Here is a 16,576-nt window from a genome sequence, read left to right on the forward strand (position 1 = left end):
AGCTACGCAGCGCTTCGCGCCAGGTAGTCGCGCGCGAAGGCGAGATACCAGTCGAGGCAGCCGGGATTAGCCATCGCCTCCTTGTTGATGACCTTCTCGACGGGCTGGCCGAGCAGCAGCTTCTTGATCGGCAGCTCCTGCTTCTTGCCCGACAGCGTGCGCGGGATCTCGGCGACGGCGAAGATTTCGTTCGGCAGGAAGCGCCGGGAGAGACCGGCCTCGATCGCCTTGTTGATCTTCGCCTGCATCGCGGCGTCGAGCGCGACGCCTTCGCGCAGCACCACGAACAGCGGCATGTAGCTGTCGCGGCCGAGATATTCGAGGTCGACGACGAGGGAGTCCAGCACCTCCGGCAAGGCTTCGATCGCGGAATAGAGTTCGCTCGTGCCCATGCGCAGGCCGTGCCGGTTGATGGTGGCATCGCTGCGGCCGTAGATGATGCAGGAGCCGTCCGGATTGACCTTGAGCCAGTCGCCGTGCCGCCACACGGGGCCGCGGCCGCTGCCGTCGAAATTGTCCGGATAGGTCTCGAAATAGCTGGAGCGGTAACGCACGCCGTCCTTGTCGTTCCAGAAGTAGAGCGGCATCGACGGCATCGGCTCGGTGCAGACGAGCTCGCCGACCTCGTCCGTGACGGCGCGGCCCTGTTCGCTGAAGGCTTCGACGGCGGCGCCGAGCAGGCGACACTGCATCGCGCCGGGCGTTTGTGGCAATTCGCGGTTGCCGCCGATGAAGGCGCCGGCGAAATCGGTGCCGCCGGAAATGTTCGCCCACCAGATGTCGGCCTGCGCCTTGCTGCCATTGGTCTTCGACAGTGCGGCGAAGCGGTCGTTGAACCAGGCTTGCGTGTCGGCGCTGAGCGGCGATCCGGTCGAGCCGAGGCAGCGCAGCCGCGACAGATCGCCCGCGGCGGCAAGATCGATTTCGGCCTTGGCGCAGTTGGCGAAGAACGCCGCGCCCGCGCCGAAGAAGGTCGCTTTCGATTGCGCCACGAAGCGCCACAGCGTGGTCCAGTCCGGCTTGTCCTTGGCGCCGCCGGGGCTGCCGTCGAAGATGCAGCAGGTGGCGCCGCCGAGCAGGCCGCCGACTTGCGAATTCCACATGATCCAGCCGGTCGAAGAGTACCAGTGATAGCGCTCGCCGAAAGAGTTTTGGTGATAGGAGCAGCCGATGTCGTTGTGCAGGCCGAGCAGCGCCAGCACCACGATGACGATGCCGCCATGGCCGTGCACGATCGGCTTGGGCAGGCCGGTGGTGCCGCTGGAATAGACGATCCAGAGCGGATGATCGAACGGCAGCCAGGCCGGCTCGAACGTGTCAATCGCGGCGCTTGTCCTGGCGACAATATCGGAGAGCAGGGCATCCGGCGCGGCAGGCGCACCGGCCTCGCTGTGCAGGATGACATGCGCGACCGTGGGCAGCGATCGCCGCAGTTCGGCGACGACGTCGCGCCGGTCGTGCCGCCGGCCGGCATAGGTGACGGCGTCGCAGGCGATCAGCACTTTGGGTTCGATCTGCTTGAAGCGGTCGATCACGGCGGGCGCGGCCATGTCGGGTGCGCAGACGCTCCAGACCGCGCCGATGCTGGCGGTCGCGAGGAACGCGATGATGGTCTCGGGAATGTTGGGCAGATAGGCCGCGACGCGGTCGCCGGGCTTGATACCGTTATCCTTCAGATGCAGCGCGAGCGCGGCCGCCTTGCGCCGCAGCTCCGGCCAGCTCGTTTCCCTCAGCTTGCCGTCCTCGCCGCCGCTGACGATCGCGGGCAGGCCGGCGGCGTCGGCGGCTTCGACATGCCGGAATACCTGACGCGCGTAGTTCACCTGCGCGCCTGGAAACCAGACCGCGCCGGGCATCTTGCGCTCGGTGATCACGGCCGCGAACGGCGTCGGCGATTGCAGATCATAATAGTCCCAGATGCTGCGCCAGAAGCCGTCGAGATCGCGCACCGACCATTGCCGCATGTCTTCGTAGCTGCCGAAGGTGAGGCCACGCTGCTCGGCGAGCCAGTTGCGATAGAGGGCGATCTGGGGAACGAAAGGTGCGGTCATTGCGTGTCGGCTTCAGTTGCGGGGAAGGGGAGTTTAAGCCGTCTCGCAGCTTAGCAGAAGCCGCGGTACTAGCAGGCGGCCTTGACCGGGCTAACGGGTCCGGCCTTCGCCAGGGCGACGTGGCAGAGATCGCAACCATCGCTTCAACAGACTCGTCATTGCGAGCGCAGCGAAACAATCCAGGCTGTCACGCGCGGAACGATTCTGGATTGCTTCGCTGCGCTCGCAATGACGGAGGTGTGGGGGAACGCAATCTTGGTCTGTCAGCGTGGCGGAGCCATGCTGTCGGGTGCAAAGTCGGTCGGCAGGCCGTCGATGCTCTTCATGTTCTTCAGACCCCAGTATTTTCGCAGATTGTTGACGCCCTGCGCCGTCCAGTAGCGCACGAGGTTGCCACGCTCTTGCTTGTAGTCGAACAGCGGCACGCCCAGACCGCACGACGTCTGCACGAGGTCAATCGAGAGGCGTACGATTTGGCGGGCGCCTGCAACTTCCTCGAACTTCGGAACGAGATCGGCGTACTCCGGCGTGCCGCGCATCAGCGATCGACCCTGACCATAGAGCCGCAGGATCATCGGATCGCCATCGAAGGCGCAAAACATGATGGTCAGCCGCTTGTCGTTCGAGGCGACCAGATGCGCGCGGGTCTCGCTGCCGCTGCCAGTGCAATCGAGGTAGGCGACGTCAGTTTCTCCGAGCACCCGGAATGAGGACAGGCCCTTGGGCGAGACGTTGATGCGTCCCTTCGGCGGGGCGCTGGCGACGAAGAAGATCTTCTGCCGCTCGATGAAAGCCCTGTGCTCTGGCTCGATCCTTGCGAATTGCTTGCCCATTTCCGTCCGTCCTTTGCGTAGCGACGAAGCCGAGGCCGAAACTAACATGTCAAATGTACCGGTTTAAGGATACACGTTATCCTGGTATAAAGACCACCATGAAAGGACAGGATCCGATTGCTCCGGCACTCTCGCTCAGCGCGTTCTTGCGGGCGCTCCGGGAGCGCCAGTCTCCGGCGGAATTCGGTCTCGCCGCCGGACCACGACGGCGCACGCCCGGCCTCCGGCGCGAGGAGGTCGCTCAGCTCTGCGGATTGAGCGCCACCTGGTACACATGGATCGAGCAGGGGCGCGATGTGTCCGTCTCTGCTTCGACACTTGCGCGCCTCGCACGCGGATTGCGCCTGTCACGAGCCGAGCGCGGCTATCTGTTTGAGCTTGCGGGCAAGCGCGATCCGGAGCGGCCGGGCAACAGGGATGATCCACCTGAGGGGGTACTGGCCTGCGTCGATGCGATCGATGGTCCCGCCTACATCCTCGATCGCACATGGAGCGCGCGCCGTTGGAACGCGAAAGCGTCCCGACTGTTTGCGGGATGGCTCGATGCTGACGGCGAAAAAAACCTTCTGCGCTACATCTTCCTCCGGCCTGAGGCGCGAACTCTGATCCTGGACTGGACGTCCCGTGCGCATCGCGTCGTCGCAGAGTTCCGCGCCGCGGTGACGGGCTACGCCGACGATCCGGATATTCGCCGGCTCGTAGACGAACTGAGAATTGGAAGCTCGGACTTCGAGCGCTGCTGGGAGACGCAGGGGGTTTTGGCACGCGAAGGGGGCGAACGTGCGTTCGATCATCCGACCATGGGACTGCTGCGCTATCAGCAGGTGTCGCTGTCTCTTGCGGGCTGGCCCGACTATCGACTGACGATGCTTCTCTCTGCGCCAACCATACGCAATCGATGACCGGTATCGCGGCCAAACCCGCCGCGCGGCCCGCTCGCTCGTCAGCGTCCGTCTACCAACCCACGCCCGCCCAGCGCCGGCCGAATACCGGCGGCTTCGTCTTCACGGCTTGCCAGCCGAAGAAGTGATGCTTGCCGGACCATGCGTGCACCACGCCGCTGCAGATTTTGCATTTGAAGCTGCCGGAATGCGCTTCGCTGTGCTCTTCCCTGGTCGCGGTGTAGTTCATGCTGCAACCGGTGCAGGTGAATTCTTCGATCGTCCAGATGCTGTTGGCCATTTGCACGGAATGTTTTCTTGGGACCTCGGTGCACGGTAGGAGCGGGTCTTTGCATCGGCGTAAACTGGGGCAACGAAATCCGGTTAATCGCCGTTAGCCAAACCGGGCTCCGCTCCGAGCCAGTGCAGGATGTTCCGGGTGTTCGGAGCGCCGGTCAGTCCAAATCGCGCCGCCGACAGGTCCAAGCGCGCGCCTGGTCCGGCAGCTAGATTTCACCCAGTCGCCTCGGTCGGGAGGCGCGCAAGCGGGGGTGAGATGATGGGGACAAAGCTCGTTTTGACGGCCGCGCTGCTGTCGCTGGCAACGCCGGCATTCGCTGCGGATATCATCGCGCCTGCGCCGGTGAAGGCGCCGGTGCCGGCTGCGATCTTCACCTGGACCGGCTTCTATATCGGCGCCCACGGCGGCGGCGCCTGGAGCAAGTGGACAGGCATCGACCCGACCGATCCGACCGCGGTCTGGACCTCCGTCACCGCCAGCGGCGGCATCGTCGGCGGCCAGATCGGCGGCAACTACCAGATCGGCAATGTCGTGGTGGGGCTCGAGGGCACCGGCGCCTGGTCCAGCGTCGCGCAGAACGCCGGCGGTCCGTTCGGCGGCGGCGCCGGCTTCACCTTGTCGCTCAAGAACGACTACATCGCCACGGTCGCCGGCCGGTTCGGCGTCGCCTTCGACCGCGTGCTGCTCTACGCCAAGGGCGGTGCGGCCTTCACCCGCGACAAGTACAATGCCAATAATGGCCTTGCCGGCGCGCTCGCCGGTTCTGCCTCGGGCAGCTTCAACCGCACCGGCTGGCTCGCCGGCGGCGGCGTCGAATGGATGTTCATGCCGAACTGGTCGGTGAGGGCCGAGTACAACTACATGGGCTTCGCCGCGATCACCGAGCAGCCGGTGACATCAGGCAACCTGGCGGCCACGCCGGCCAATGTGAAGCTGAACATCCAGACCGGAACGGTCGGCGTGAACTACCACTTCTAGCCGCGCAGGCGTTGCCGCAGGATCAGCCCTCGGTCCGGTCAAGCCGGAGCGGGAGCCCGCCTCGTCTTGACGCCGGATGCGGGGCTGGCAATAACGGCTTGCCCGTGCATGTGCCGGAACCAGCGTCGATGCCGCAAAGAAAGTCGTGCCCGTGAAAAGCCTCCGTCAGCTCCTGACGGGAGAGGACATCATCCAGCTCGTGATCCGGCTCGGCCTGCTCGCCCTGCTGATCATCTGGACCTTCCTGATCATCCGTCCGTTCGTGCCGATCCTGGCCTGGAGCGGCGTGCTCGCGGTCGCGTTCTATCCGGCCTTCAGCTGGGTCGCCAAGATCCTCGGCGGTCGGCCCAAGACCGCCGCGGCGATCCTCACCTTGATCACGCTCGGCATCGTCATCGGCCCTGCAACCTGGCTCGGTATCAGCGCGGTGGACGGCGTGCGCGAGCTGGCGCACCAGCTCGGCACCGGCGATCTCGCGCTCCAGTCGGCGCCGGAGCAGCTCAAGTCGTGGCCGCTCGTCGGCCCGTGGCTCTACGACCTCTGGGACCAGGCCTACACCAACATCCGCGCGGTGCTGCGCGAAGTGGCGCCCTATCTCCAGCCGCTGGCAGGACCGCTGCTGTCGTTCGCGGGCGATGCCGGCGTCGGCACGCTCCAGTTTCTGGTCTCGGTGTTCGTCGCCGGCTTCCTGTTCCCGCATGGGCCGCGGTTGGTTGCGGCCAGCCGCGGCTTCCTGTTTCGCATCGTGCCCGAGCAGAGCGAGCATTTCCTGGGGCTCGCCGGCGCGACCATCCGCGCCGTGGCGCAAGGGGTGATCGGCGTCGCGATCGTGCAGGCACTGCTCGCCGGCATCGGCTTCAAGCTCGCAGCCGTTCCGAGCGCCGGCCTTCTCGCCTTCATCGTGCTGCTGCTCTCGATCGTGCAGATCGGCGCCTTCCTCGTGCTGCTGCCGGTGATCATCTGGATCTGGACCGCCAAGGACGTCACCACGGCGCTGCTGCTCACGGTGTTTCTCGTCCTGGTCGGTTTCATCGACACCATGCTGAAGCCGCTCGTGATGGGGCGCGGCCTGACCACGCCGACCATCGTGATCTTCGTCGGCGTGATCGGCGGCACGCTCGCCCATGGCATCGTCGGCCTGTTCATCGGGCCGATCATCCTGTCGGTGGCCTGGGAGATGATGATGGCCTGGATCAGGACGGAGGACCGGGCGGGCGCGAAGGCGAGCGAAGGCTGATCTTGCGTCCTCGAACGGCGCGATCTGAACGCCGTGTCGCAGCTGGCCCGAAGGCCCGCGGCCTGTGATCAAGGCGCGTCCCGAACTTGTCTATCCGACTAGACAAGTTACGATTGGGACGATTCTATTTTCGATTACGGCAGCAATGGCGAAGTCTTCCAAGCTGGTTGCCGCCAAGCGCGGCAAGGTATTGTTGGTCAGACGCCGGTCGGACGGCCTGTGGATGTTCCCGGGCGGCCGCAAGCGCGCGCGCGAGTCCGAGAAGGACTGCCTGCGGCGCGAGATCAAGGAGGAACTGCCCAAGCTGAAGCTCGGCCGGATCAGCCTCTGGAAGGAAGTGAAGGCCAGGAACAAGCGCTCCGGCCGCAAGATGAGCGATGCGATCTTCATCGCCAAGGGCGCCAAGGGCAGGCTCGCGATCGGCGACAAGAAGGAGATCGATCGCGCCGCCTGGCAGAAGCCGCGCGGCATCCGCCTGACCCCGACCTCGCGCTATATCCGCGACCGCCTGTTTCCGAGGAAGCCGCGGCGGCGCGGCTGAGTTCGCGTTCCCGCAAAGTGGATACCGGTTGGCGTCAAGACAACGCGTCAAAATAGGAATCCAGGGCCCCGCTCCGATTCTATCGGAACGGACAACGGCTCTAGTCTTCCCGATCCACCGAACGGTCCCGCCCGGCGAATGACCTCGAGCGCGCCGCGCGCGGCTCCGGCGCGACGCGCCTTGCCGCCTCGGCCTCGCGCTGCTCCTTGCGCGCCTTGCGCGCATTGCGCATCGCGCGCTTGACGAAGGGGTGCTGCGAATCCTCGGCGAAGAACAGCACCACCTCGCAACTCGGACATTGCCTGGAATAGCCGTCCTGCAACCGCCCGGCGCGATCGCGGAACACGGACTTGCAGCGCGTGCACTGAATCTGGACGAAACTCATGCGCGACCGACAATGACCGATGGGAATGGATCGTCAGGTGATCCCAAATGTCTGAAGGAAGCCTGAAGGCTTTGGTGAATTCACCGCAGTTCTCGTCGCAGCCGATGTCGTGCGCACGACGGCGATGCTCGCAAGACGCGGCGGGCGTCATCGGCCCGCCGCGACAGGCGGCAGGCAGAGGTCGTCAACAGGCTCAGGTCGTTAGAGCTGCCCGACCAGCCGCTATTGCCTGGCTGCGAGCGTGTCGAGGCAATGGTTCAGATACGCGGTGCGATCCCTGGGCAGCACCTTGTCGAGATCGGCCTTCAGCGCGCATTCACGCTGCCGCAACTGCTCGGCCCGGCGCTTCTCGGCCGCCTCGCGGAATTCGGGAGCAACCTTGTTGGGATCGACCAGCGGCTGCGAGCGGGCGGGGGACGCCGCAAGGAGTGCAATGGCGGCGATGAAAATGAATGGTTTCAAATGAGCCTCCGTAAAAGAAGGCATCCTAGCCCGCGGCGCGCGCAGGCTCAAACCGGAGGTGCGGTACCCCGTTCCGGCATGATCGATCCGCGCCAACAACCAACAGCGCGTGTGAACCAGTTCACAAGCACGCGACACATTCACTGCTATGAAAGCGTATTGCTTGACCATTTCATTTTGAACGAAACGCCCCAGCGTCCAAGCGCTGGGGTTTTTCGTGCTGGACATGCGAGCAGCGCGTCCTCGATCGCAGCAGCCCGTGCATCCAGAGAAGCAGGTCCCACGCCGCGTTGAATGCTTCGGAAGCGGCGAGTTCCGATCCACAGCCAAAGATTTCGGGAGCGCGATGGCGCTCCGAACGTTGCCACGAGGCGTGCGTTGGCAGGGCAAATCCCATATGGATGGCGGCGAACCGCCGAATCGACAATGAGGCGGCTCGCGTTCGGTGGGTGACAGTTTACGACCAGAGACGGATTCAAGTGAGGCTTTCCAAAAAGGCGAAGGCGACCAAGACATCGCCAAAGAAGGGCAAAGGATCGCAGCGCGCCACGATCTCGTCTTCATCGCCCCTCGGTTCGATGGCTCTGCATCTGCTTGCACAATGGAAGCAGTCCGGACGCAGCGGCATCGTTTTTCTCGCCGAGAGCGAGAACAGGGCGGAGCGGCTCGGTAGCGTCATTCACGCGCTCGATCCCGCCTGCGAGGTCCTGGTGTTTCCGCGATTGAACACTTTGCCGTTCGATCAGCTCGAGCCGTCGCACGAACTGGCAGGGCGCAGAGCCTCGGTGCTGCGACGCCTCGCGAAATCCAGGAAGCCGCTCTTTCTGGTCTCGACGGCGGAAGCCGTGATGGAGCGCCTGCCGCCGCCTGCGAGCCTGTCGCGCCTGAGCGTGAGCCTGAAGGTGGGCGGCGCGTTTTCCGAGCGGGACCTGCGCGGGCGCCTCGAAGAGCTGGGATATGATCTCGAGGACGAGCCGGATTATCCGGGCGGAGCCCTGTTTCACGGGCAGACGTTCGAGATATTTCCCGCGGGCGCGCTGGGGCCGTTCCGGATCGAGCATTCAGGCCGCGCCATCAGCCGGATCGTGGCGTTCGATCCGAAAGAGCACGACATCATCTTCGAGACCAGCGAGCTTCTCGTCGATCCCATGTCGGAGCGGCTGGCCTTCGCCGGCAAACGCGGCAAGCGCGCGACGCTGTTCGACTATTGCGGGCGCGCCAAATGGATCGCCGATGCAGGGGTGCCGTTGCACGTCGACGGCTGGCTGAGCACGATCGAGGAGGCCGCGCCTCGCGCGGAGAGGGAACGCGAATACATTGGACGGCGCGACTGGAAGCAGCTCTCCAGGGGCATGAAGGTATTGCCGCGGACGGCGTCCTTCCAGCCCATCCCGGAGTTTTCGAAGCTGACCTCCTCCAGGAAGGCGCTGCGTGCCTTTGTCGAGGAGACGCGCCGGGCCGGCTCGCGGCTGATCCTGGTCGCGGCGCAGGAGGACGACCTGCGCGTGATGGAGCGGATGGGCGGCGTCAAGGCGCAGCGCTGCGAGAATTGGGACGAGGCGGTGCGCGGGCGGAGCGGCGAGGCGGCGCTTCTGGCCGATCTCGATGCGGGCTTCGTCGTGCCGGGGAAAAAGTCGCTCGTTGTCGTGACGGCGTCCGACGTGCTCGGCAGCCGGGCGCATCATCCGCAGCCGATGGCGCGGGCCTGGAGCGCGGCCTTCGACCATGCCGACGTGCCCGAGCAGGGCACGGTGGTCGTGCATCTCCAGCGCGGCCTTGCCGTGCTCGATGGCCTGCAGACCGTGAACACGGGCGGCGGCGCACTGCGCGAGATGATCCGCCTGGTGTTCGCAGGCGACAATGCGGTTCTCGTGCCGCCGCCCGATCTGGCGCTGATGTGGCCTTACGCAACCGAGCCCGGCAAGCTTGCGCTCGACAAGGCGGACGGCAGCTCATGGTGGGCCCGCCGCACCGAGGCCGAGCGCGAAATCCAGATCGCCGGCAAGGTGCTGGCCAAGCACATCAGCCAGCGCCGCAGGCGGCGCGCCGACAAGCTGGTTCCGCCGGGATCGGCCTATGAGAAATTCGTCGCGCGCTTTCCTTATTTCACGACGGTCGACCAGGCGAAGGCGATCCGCGACGTGCTGGAGGATCTCGCATCCGGCCATCCGATGGACCGGGTGATCTGTGGCGACGTGGGATTTGGCAAGACCGAGGTGGCGCTGCGGGCGGCTGCCGCTGTGGTGCTGTCGGGCAAGCAGGTGGCGATCGCGGTGCCGACGACGGTGCTGGCACGGCAGCATGTCGCAACGTTCCAGAAGCGCTTCGCCCCGTTCGACATCGAGGTGGGGAACCTGTCGCGGGCGACATCCGGCGCCGACCTGCGGGCGACCAGGGAGGGACTGCGCAGCGGCCGGATCAAGGTCGTGGTCGGAACGCAGGCGCTCGGCGGCAAGGACGTGAAGTTCGACGATCTCGGCCTCGTCATCATCGACGAGGAGCAGCATTTTGGCGCGGCGGAGAAGGCCAGGCTTTCCAGCCTCGCCAAAAATGTCCATGTGCTGATGATGAGCGCCACGCCGATCCCGCGCACGCTCGCCGCCGGCCTTGCCGGATTCCGCGACCTCAGCGTGATCGCCTCGCCGCCGGTTCACCGGCTTCCGGTCGCAACCAGGATTGCGCCGCTGTCGGATGCGGCCATTGCGTCGGCGTTGCTGCGCGAGCAGCGGCGCCATGGCCAGAGTTTTCTGATCTGTCCGCGCATCCAGGATCTGGATCCGATGCTGGCGCGGGTGCAGGCGGTGGCCGGCGATCTTCGCATCGTGTGCCTGCACGGCAGATTGGCTGCCGACGAGATCGACGACCGGATGATGAGCTTCGTCGAGGGCAGGGCCGACGTCCTGCTCGCGACCAACATCGTGGAGAGCGGCCTCGACATTCCGCGTGCGAACACCATCGTGGTCTGCTGGCCCGAGAAGTTCGGCCTCGCCCAGCTGCATCAGCTGCGCGGACGGGTCGGCCGTAGCGGCATCCGCGCGTTCGCCCATCTGCTGACCGAGACGAATTCCGGCCAGTCCGAGAAGCGGCTGGCCGTGCTCGAGGAGTTCAGCCGGCCGGGCGCCGGCTTTGCCATCAGCGAACGCGATCTCGATCTCAGAGGTGCGGGCGACCTGTTTTCGGAGCAGCAATCCGGCCATGTCCAGGTGTTCGGACCCGTGCTCTACAGCCACCTGCTGAAAATGGCCTCGGAGAAGGTCGATGAGGAGCGGGCCGCGGTGTGGGTGCCCGACCTGAACCTGCCGGTCGCGGACATGCTGCCCGAGACTTATGTGCATTCCGAGCCCGTGCGGCTCGAACTCTATGCGCGCGCCGCAAGATGCAGCAGCGAGGACGACCTCGTCGACCTCGAGGAGGAAACCTCCCGCCGCTTCGGCCCGCTGCCGAAAGTCGCGCGCGACTTCTTTGCCGCCGCGAAGCTCAGGCTCGAATGCAAGCGAAGGGGCATCATCCGGCTCGACGTCGGCCTCGGGGCGGTGGCCGCAACGTTCCTGCCCGGACGGTTGCGGAAGTCGAGAGGGAAGTCACTGCAGCGCGACGGCGATCGCGTCGTCTATCACAGCCAGATGCGCGACGCGCCGTTCGAGCGGGTTGAAGAGTTGTTCGAGGTGCTGGACGAGGGGTGAGGACGGATGCGCCGGTCTGGCGCCGTCTTCATCCAGCCGGGTCAATCAGACAGGTGACATCAGTCACTTTGAGGCGTGGTCGATCTTGTGCCCCAAATGCCCGGTGTCGTGATCGCGGCGCAACTGGCTCAGCGACGTCTCGTTCAGCTGAGCCAGGACCTCGCTGAGCTGGGTCGAATCGGGATAGCCGGCCGCAAAACCCTTTCCGTAGATCTTGCGCAACGTGCCAACCAGCGTGTTGCCGTGCTTCTTGCTGATCCCGCCATCCTTGTCCCGATGGCGGCCATCCAGGCCCGATTCCTTCATGTGTCTCTCCCTGTGTGGCGTCTTGAGCGCCTGGAGAGAGCGTGCTCCCAATTGAGTTGATTGGCAACGGCGCGGCGCTCGGGCGTTGAGCGCCGGTTCGTGCCATCGCAAGGGCGTTGCGCTCGCGTGTCTATCGCTTAGCTGTGATGCCGCGTCAGATTGCGGCGGGACGGTTGGCGCATCACATCAGCCCGAGAGGTTGCTCGATTGGAACCGATACGATGCGCTCTGTTCTGGCCATGGGTCTGTTGATCGTCCTGTGCACCGCCGCAAACGTGGCGACGGCGCAACGCTTCCGCGCGCATCATCCGCGCTCTCCCGCGGTCGATCGTTCCGGCGCTGAAGTGAATCCCCGGGCGCGCTTCGCGGTCCCCGGCTGGAGCGATGAAGCAACGCAGCGATGGCTGAACAGCGCCTCGTCCAATGTCGGCCGAGGCGGATAGCGGGTCGGTTACGTTGTAGGCCAGCGCCGGCGACCGTCGTAGACAAGGAAAAATCGGCGACGTGCTGTGAACCGGTTCACGGTCGGTCTCCGCGGCCGCTGCTATGAAGGCCGCATTGCCTTACCGATTGATATTTTGAAAACGCCCCAGCGCTTCCCACCAGGCGCTGGGGTTTTCATTTGGATCACGGCAACGCCCGGAATTCGCGAAGCGCGATCCGATGGCTGGGTGATTTCAGAAGAGGGAAGGCGGGGTGGCTAGGCGGCCTGCTCCTCGAACGAGGTGTATATCCGGCCGGTTGGATCAACGATCTGAACGTCCCAGCACCCGTCCGCGACGAGCTCTCTGGCCTTCTTGAGGGCGGCCTCGAGTGACAGCCGCTTGAGGCTGACGACGCCTGCCGTGTCGAAACCGTTGATTTCAAACATGCCGCTCCCTCCTGTTTTGCTGAATCTTACACCTTTTGAGGGCGTTGTCTCGCGGCTTTGTCGCGCTTCGGAGCAGGCTGCCCCATTGCTCATTCCATCGCCTGGACCCCGCAATCGGCCGGGGTGGCCGGGCCTGCCGGGCGGCCCGGCCGCTAACGTGAAATTAAGCCGAAAAACCTACAATTTTAGACAGTTGTAGGTGGGTGCTGCGTAGAGGAGCCGTCGCGAGGACGTTCCGGCGTCGGCTTCCTTTTGCTCGCTCATGAGGTCAATGCAGATGACCACGACTTTGGAAGCGCAAGGCCTCGTCGAACAACTCGACCCCGCAGCGCTCGCGCTCGCAGCCGCAGCGCCCGAACCCGCCGCCCCGGAAGCTCCAGTTCCGATCAAGCGCTCCAGCCGGAAATCGGTCCTGGCGCTGTCGGTGTGTGCCCTGGCCATCAACGGCTCGGCGGCCATCTATACGTCGCCGGCCGATTTTTCGTCGCTGAGTGTCGGCAGTCTGGCCGAACTGCTTCCGCGCCGGGACGCATCCGCAGCGAAACCGGATCCGGTTGTCGCCGCCTTGAAGGATATCCAGTCGGCCCAGCAGCAGCACACGGCTTCGCTGCAGGAGAACAACCAAGCATTGCAGCAAAATGCCGCCCTGCTGCAGCAGGACACAATGGTGCTCCTGTCTCTGCGCCAGAGCATCACGGACGAACGGTTCGACATGAGGAAGATATCTTCGCAGCTGTCCACGCTCATCGCGAAGGTGGACTCGCTGCAAGGCGCAATGATGTCGGACGTCACGTCCTCCATTCGAAGAGCGAATGCTCGCTATGGACTGTCCGCGGCGATGCGCAAACGGATGGTCCGGCAGTCGAAGTCGGTGGGGCCTGTTTCGGTTGGAGGAGCGCCGCTGAGCATGCCGGCTGCAGTTGCGGCGCCGGAAAGCTGAAGATAGGTCGAACGAAACGCTTGGGACTGTGCCCGCACTGAACTGGCCCGCTGGTTTACGCTGGCGGGCCTCGGCGCTCCCGGCGCTCTGATCCGCAATTGAATCGGCAGCCGGGAGCCTTGGGGGCTGGAATGCAAGCCGTGCCACGCTCGCTCTTAAGCTGCAATCCGTGAGACGTCGAACTCCGGTAGTTGTACGGAGTCCATTTTCGGAACGGGGTGTTCTACTGTGAGAACACCGGCGAGATTTGAGTACCAGCCAATTTCTAGTTGTCCGGGAATGCCGCAGTGGGGGCTGGAACCACCCTGCGGCTTTTCCCGTTTGGCTTAGTTCCTAGCCGTCGCGGCACGGAACGCCGAAGTTGTCGCAGGTGAGAGCGAAGGTTTCTTTCGCCTTCGCATCTTCAAAGCAGAAGCGCGTGCCGACATCGGCATGATCGATCCACCAATCAAGTTTACTGTCCTTTGCAATGCGCGAGGCTTCTCCTCGCAGCAGATCCAACTGTCTTCCAGCAACGTGGACGATCAGGCAATTTTCCTTGGTCATGAATGACGTCCTTATAATTGAAGCAACGGCTCAATTTGATTCCGACTAAAAATGAAAATCGTGTGGCGTCTCCCGAGAGAAGACGATCATTGATCCCGTTTCAGCTTGCGTCGTCCCCAATGCGGTTCCTTGCCCTTGGGATTGAGCTCCGGGACGTAATGTCTGTTCATCGGGTCCGTGTGGTTTTCGCAGACCTTCCGCCTCCGACGGAGTGCCCCTTTTGGGCAGTTCATTTCGGCACTTCACCGGCGTAAATTGAACTTGCCGACCGTGCTGGCTTTACCCCTTCCAGCCCCAGCAAGGAAAGGCAGGCGGCCCTACCACGCTATCAGCGAGGCGGGGTCGCTGCGTGTGGGGACGTGGAAAGGCAGCGCCACGGTTCACGCTGGCGGGCCTTCCTTGGGAAATTTGCGGGTGGCTGTCCGCTGTGGGGTGGCGTTGCAAGCTTCGATAGCTTTCCGATAATACTCCGCCACCTTGAGAAGACCCTCACGCTCAAGATCGAGGGAAGCGATGGCTGCGTGCTCTCTGCAAGCGCGTTCGAGCCTGCGGAATTCCTTTAATTCCCGGTTCAACGACAGCTCCTCAGGCCCGAGGGACACGATAAGCGGCGAGACCGGCAATGTATCCAATTGCCGAAAGTTCCCGCTTCATCAACTCGCACGCGAAATATGGCCTTTTTGCAGCGGTCTCACGTGCGTTCGAGCTCGCGAACTGCGGCGGCATGCCGCTCTCGAAATCTGGCCTGACCTCAGCTCCGCGGCGGCCGCAACCGGCACAGACGAAGCGCGGCTCGATACCAGAGAGGCGAACATCGTCAGGCCAGCGATCGGCGCTCAGAGCGATATGATGGCCGCAATGGCAATAGACGAGGACGCCGCGCAAGCCCATCTCCCGCATCTCGCCGAAGGTGATCTTGACGGGGCGGCCGTCAACGTGCGTGGGCGTGTGGCGGCGGGCAGGGCGGGGCATGCCGCCATCGAAACGCGGCGCAGGCCAGAGTCAAATTATCAATCCCTTGGGTCTCGGAACGCGCGCGAGCTTCTGCGCGTCGTGGGGGCTTCGGTCCCGCGCTCACGCCGTCGGCGCTGAACTTGAACGAGCTAGGTTCGCTTGGCGATTTTTTCTTTTGCCCTTTCTGGGCGTGGCCAGCTGCCGATCATGCTTTTCAGGCCGATCCCATCGAGTTGCAACCGCTCCCCCCGACGGCGGAAATCGGGCGGCCCAGCGCTGTTCGAACCTTCGTTGAAGGTCTAGGGGGATGGTACTCATAACCCGCCTCCGTCCTCCTGCTCTGGTCCTTAACGCGTGTCGCGGTCGAAGGCTCCTTACGCGGCCCGTCCTTGACCTGAGCGGGGTGCCGGAGTCTGATCAGCCGCATGGGGCAATATCAACACGACATCGACGAACTCGCGCGCATGGAGCGCATCTGCCTGGAATTGGCAGGGCAGGCGACCACGGCTGAGGAGCGCGCCGGCCTGCTTGTTACGGCAAACAATTGCAGGGCCGAGATCTCCGACCGTGAGAGCAGCAGTCGATTTGCCAACACAAGTGCCCACACGGGGCTTTTTCAATCGGTTGATGGTCTGCCGTAAGCTATTGAATTTGCTTGGTGAGCGCGCTGGGGCTCGAACCCAGGACCCCGTGATTAAAAGAAAGATGTTCAAAGCATTTTCTATAGGAATTTCAACGATCGCGGTTGACAATCTCTGAGAGCTGAAAGGCCCTAACGGGATCGAAAAATAGGGGGTTTGCCAACCGCTAACCGGTCGGGATCAGATGATAGTCATGGACCCAGACGAGGTCACTCGGCCTGAGCAGGGGCGCGAGGGCGTCGGCGAGTAGGGCGTTCACCCGTCGATAGGCGGCCAAGTCCCGGCGGGTAAAGTTAATGAGGTCAAGACGATAGTGGAATAAGGGCCACAGTGCCGCGTTGGAGAAGCCGCTGTAGTATCCGTCATGGTCCGCGCGGGTAAGATCGACGGTAGCGTACGTCACTCCCTCGGTCTCAAAAACGTTCGGCTCTGGTGTTGTTTCTCCAAGCTTGCCACTCCATCCGAACCACAACCCTCCAGCCTGATTCAGAGCGTTGACGAGGCCGGTCACAAGCCCGCCGCTGCGCTGCGCAGCTTCTCCCGGCAAGGCGACACGGTTGGAGACGATGACCAAACGGTTCAAGCGGGTCCTCTCCGCGCTGTCAGGGCTGCGTCAAGCCGAGGCCGCCAAAAGATCTCTGCGAACACGGCAACGCAAACGATCGACCGGTGACACATCCGCCGGCGCCCACATTCACCTCGCTCCCCACGCGAAGACCCACAAGTCCTTCCACCGAACCGATGGTTCCGTCATCAGGCAATCTCGCGCTTGAGGTCGGGCGCGACGCATGGATATCGAGCGGCGAGATCAAGGCGTTACCTGTAAAACATATAGATCTTCTCGCAGTAAATACAGGATACTCTGCCGATCAGCTGTTGGGCGCCGTCTAAAACCGATCTTCGCAGTCGCGGCATTCTCGGTACTGGAAGGATTGGCGCCGGGGATCGACCCGCGATCGACCGAAT

16 protein-coding genes and 1 pseudogene are annotated in these 16,576 nt (G+C 63.9%); 7 read left to right on the plus strand and 10 right to left on the minus strand.

Annotation, left to right across the window (positions count from 1 at the left end; translation table 11 throughout):
• Positions 1–2: 2 nt before the first annotated feature.
• Positions 3–2,051: an acetoacetate--CoA ligase gene (locus tag ACVWW6_RS27990; protein WP_456681739.1), complete on the minus strand. Its 2,049-nt coding sequence runs from the start codon at positions 2,049–2,051 to the stop codon at positions 3–5.
• Between the two features lie 263 nt (positions 2,052–2,314).
• Positions 2,315–2,884, minus strand: coding sequence for a pyridoxamine 5'-phosphate oxidase family protein (locus ACVWW6_RS27995; protein ID WP_028173945.1), 570 nt, complete (start codon positions 2,882–2,884; stop codon positions 2,315–2,317).
• Between the two features lie 98 nt (positions 2,885–2,982).
• Between ACVWW6_RS27995 and ACVWW6_RS28000 the strand changes: the two genes are divergently transcribed.
• On the plus strand, positions 2,983–3,786 hold the full coding sequence (locus tag ACVWW6_RS28000) for a helix-turn-helix transcriptional regulator (protein WP_038967474.1): 804 nt from the start codon (positions 2,983–2,985) through the stop codon (positions 3,784–3,786).
• Between the two features lie 52 nt (positions 3,787–3,838).
• Here the strand turns inward: ACVWW6_RS28000 and ACVWW6_RS28005 are convergent, their stop codons facing one another.
• Entirely contained in the window at positions 3,839–4,066 is a 228-nt protein-coding gene (locus tag ACVWW6_RS28005; protein WP_038967475.1) for a hypothetical protein, read from the minus strand.
• A 255-nt stretch (positions 4,067–4,321) separates the two neighbouring features.
• Between ACVWW6_RS28005 and ACVWW6_RS28010 the strand changes: the two genes are divergently transcribed.
• From ACVWW6_RS28010 to ACVWW6_RS28020, 3 genes are all read left to right on the plus strand, one after another.
• Positions 4,322–5,044, plus strand: a complete 723-nt coding sequence (locus ACVWW6_RS28010) for an outer membrane protein (RefSeq protein ID WP_304565026.1) — start codon at positions 4,322–4,324, stop codon at positions 5,042–5,044.
• A 145-nt stretch (positions 5,045–5,189) separates the two neighbouring features.
• The gene (locus ACVWW6_RS28015) at positions 5,190–6,281 is read left to right on the plus strand and encodes an AI-2E family transporter (RefSeq protein WP_060912142.1); all 1,092 of its coding nucleotides are present in this window, start codon (positions 5,190–5,192) and stop codon (positions 6,279–6,281) included.
• A 145-nt stretch (positions 6,282–6,426) separates the two neighbouring features.
• The gene (locus ACVWW6_RS28020) at positions 6,427–6,822 is read left to right on the plus strand and encodes an NUDIX hydrolase (RefSeq protein ID WP_028173949.1); all 396 of its coding nucleotides are present in this window, start codon (positions 6,427–6,429) and stop codon (positions 6,820–6,822) included.
• A 100-nt stretch (positions 6,823–6,922) separates the two neighbouring features.
• Here the strand turns inward: ACVWW6_RS28020 and ACVWW6_RS28025 are convergent, their stop codons facing one another.
• The gene (locus tag ACVWW6_RS28025) at positions 6,923–7,207 is read right to left on the minus strand and encodes a hypothetical protein (RefSeq protein WP_028173950.1); all 285 of its coding nucleotides are present in this window, start codon (positions 7,205–7,207) and stop codon (positions 6,923–6,925) included.
• 222 nt (positions 7,208–7,429) lie between these two features.
• Positions 7,430–7,669, minus strand: a complete 240-nt coding sequence (locus ACVWW6_RS28030) for a hypothetical protein (protein ID WP_038967477.1) — start codon at positions 7,667–7,669, stop codon at positions 7,430–7,432.
• A 578-nt stretch (positions 7,670–8,247) separates the two neighbouring features.
• On the opposite strand from ACVWW6_RS28030, the gene ACVWW6_RS28035 reads away from it, so the two are divergent.
• Positions 8,248–11,352, plus strand: a complete 3,105-nt coding sequence (locus ACVWW6_RS28035) for a DEAD/DEAH box helicase (protein ID WP_456683185.1) — start codon at positions 8,248–8,250, stop codon at positions 11,350–11,352.
• 63 nt (positions 11,353–11,415) lie between these two features.
• Here the strand turns inward: ACVWW6_RS28035 and ACVWW6_RS28040 are convergent, their stop codons facing one another.
• Together ACVWW6_RS28040 and ACVWW6_RS28045 are read right to left on the minus strand one after the other, a co-directional pair.
• Positions 11,416–11,658 carry a hypothetical protein gene (locus ACVWW6_RS28040; RefSeq protein ID WP_456681740.1) on the minus strand — a complete coding sequence of 81 codons (243 nt, stop codon included), beginning with the start codon at positions 11,656–11,658 and terminating at the stop codon, positions 11,416–11,418.
• A 700-nt stretch (positions 11,659–12,358) separates the two neighbouring features.
• Positions 12,359–12,529 carry a hypothetical protein gene (locus tag ACVWW6_RS28045; RefSeq protein WP_165448161.1) on the minus strand — a complete coding sequence of 57 codons (171 nt, stop codon included), beginning with the start codon at positions 12,527–12,529 and terminating at the stop codon, positions 12,359–12,361.
• A 271-nt stretch (positions 12,530–12,800) separates the two neighbouring features.
• Here ACVWW6_RS28045 and ACVWW6_RS28050 point away from each other — a divergent pair, with 271 nt between their 5' ends.
• Positions 12,801–13,469 carry a hypothetical protein gene (locus ACVWW6_RS28050; RefSeq protein WP_304553604.1) on the plus strand — a complete coding sequence of 223 codons (669 nt, stop codon included), beginning with the start codon at positions 12,801–12,803 and terminating at the stop codon, positions 13,467–13,469.
• A gap of 333 nt (positions 13,470–13,802) precedes the next feature.
• Here ACVWW6_RS28050 and ACVWW6_RS28055 read toward each other — a convergent pair whose 3' ends face one another.
• Both ACVWW6_RS28055 and ACVWW6_RS28060 read right to left on the minus strand, forming a co-directional pair.
• Positions 13,803–14,015: a hypothetical protein gene (locus ACVWW6_RS28055; protein WP_060912148.1), complete on the minus strand. Its 213-nt coding sequence runs from the start codon at positions 14,013–14,015 to the stop codon at positions 13,803–13,805.
• Between the two features lie 726 nt (positions 14,016–14,741).
• A pseudogene (locus ACVWW6_RS28060) lies at positions 14,742–14,987 on the minus strand (hypothetical protein); the annotation flags it as partial.
• 407 nt (positions 14,988–15,394) lie between these two features.
• Here ACVWW6_RS28060 and ACVWW6_RS28065 point away from each other — a divergent pair.
• Positions 15,395–15,610, plus strand: a complete 216-nt coding sequence (locus ACVWW6_RS28065) for a hypothetical protein (protein WP_304553603.1) — start codon at positions 15,395–15,397, stop codon at positions 15,608–15,610.
• 166 nt (positions 15,611–15,776) lie between these two features.
• Here ACVWW6_RS28065 and ACVWW6_RS28070 read toward each other — a convergent pair whose 3' ends face one another.
• Complete coding sequence (locus ACVWW6_RS28070; RefSeq protein WP_304553602.1) at positions 15,777–16,193, minus strand: trehalose-6-phosphate synthase; 417 nt, start codon at positions 16,191–16,193, stop codon at positions 15,777–15,779.
• Positions 16,194–16,576: the final 383 nt, after the last annotated feature.

This window comes from Bradyrhizobium sp. USDA 3311, from assembly GCF_054062495.1.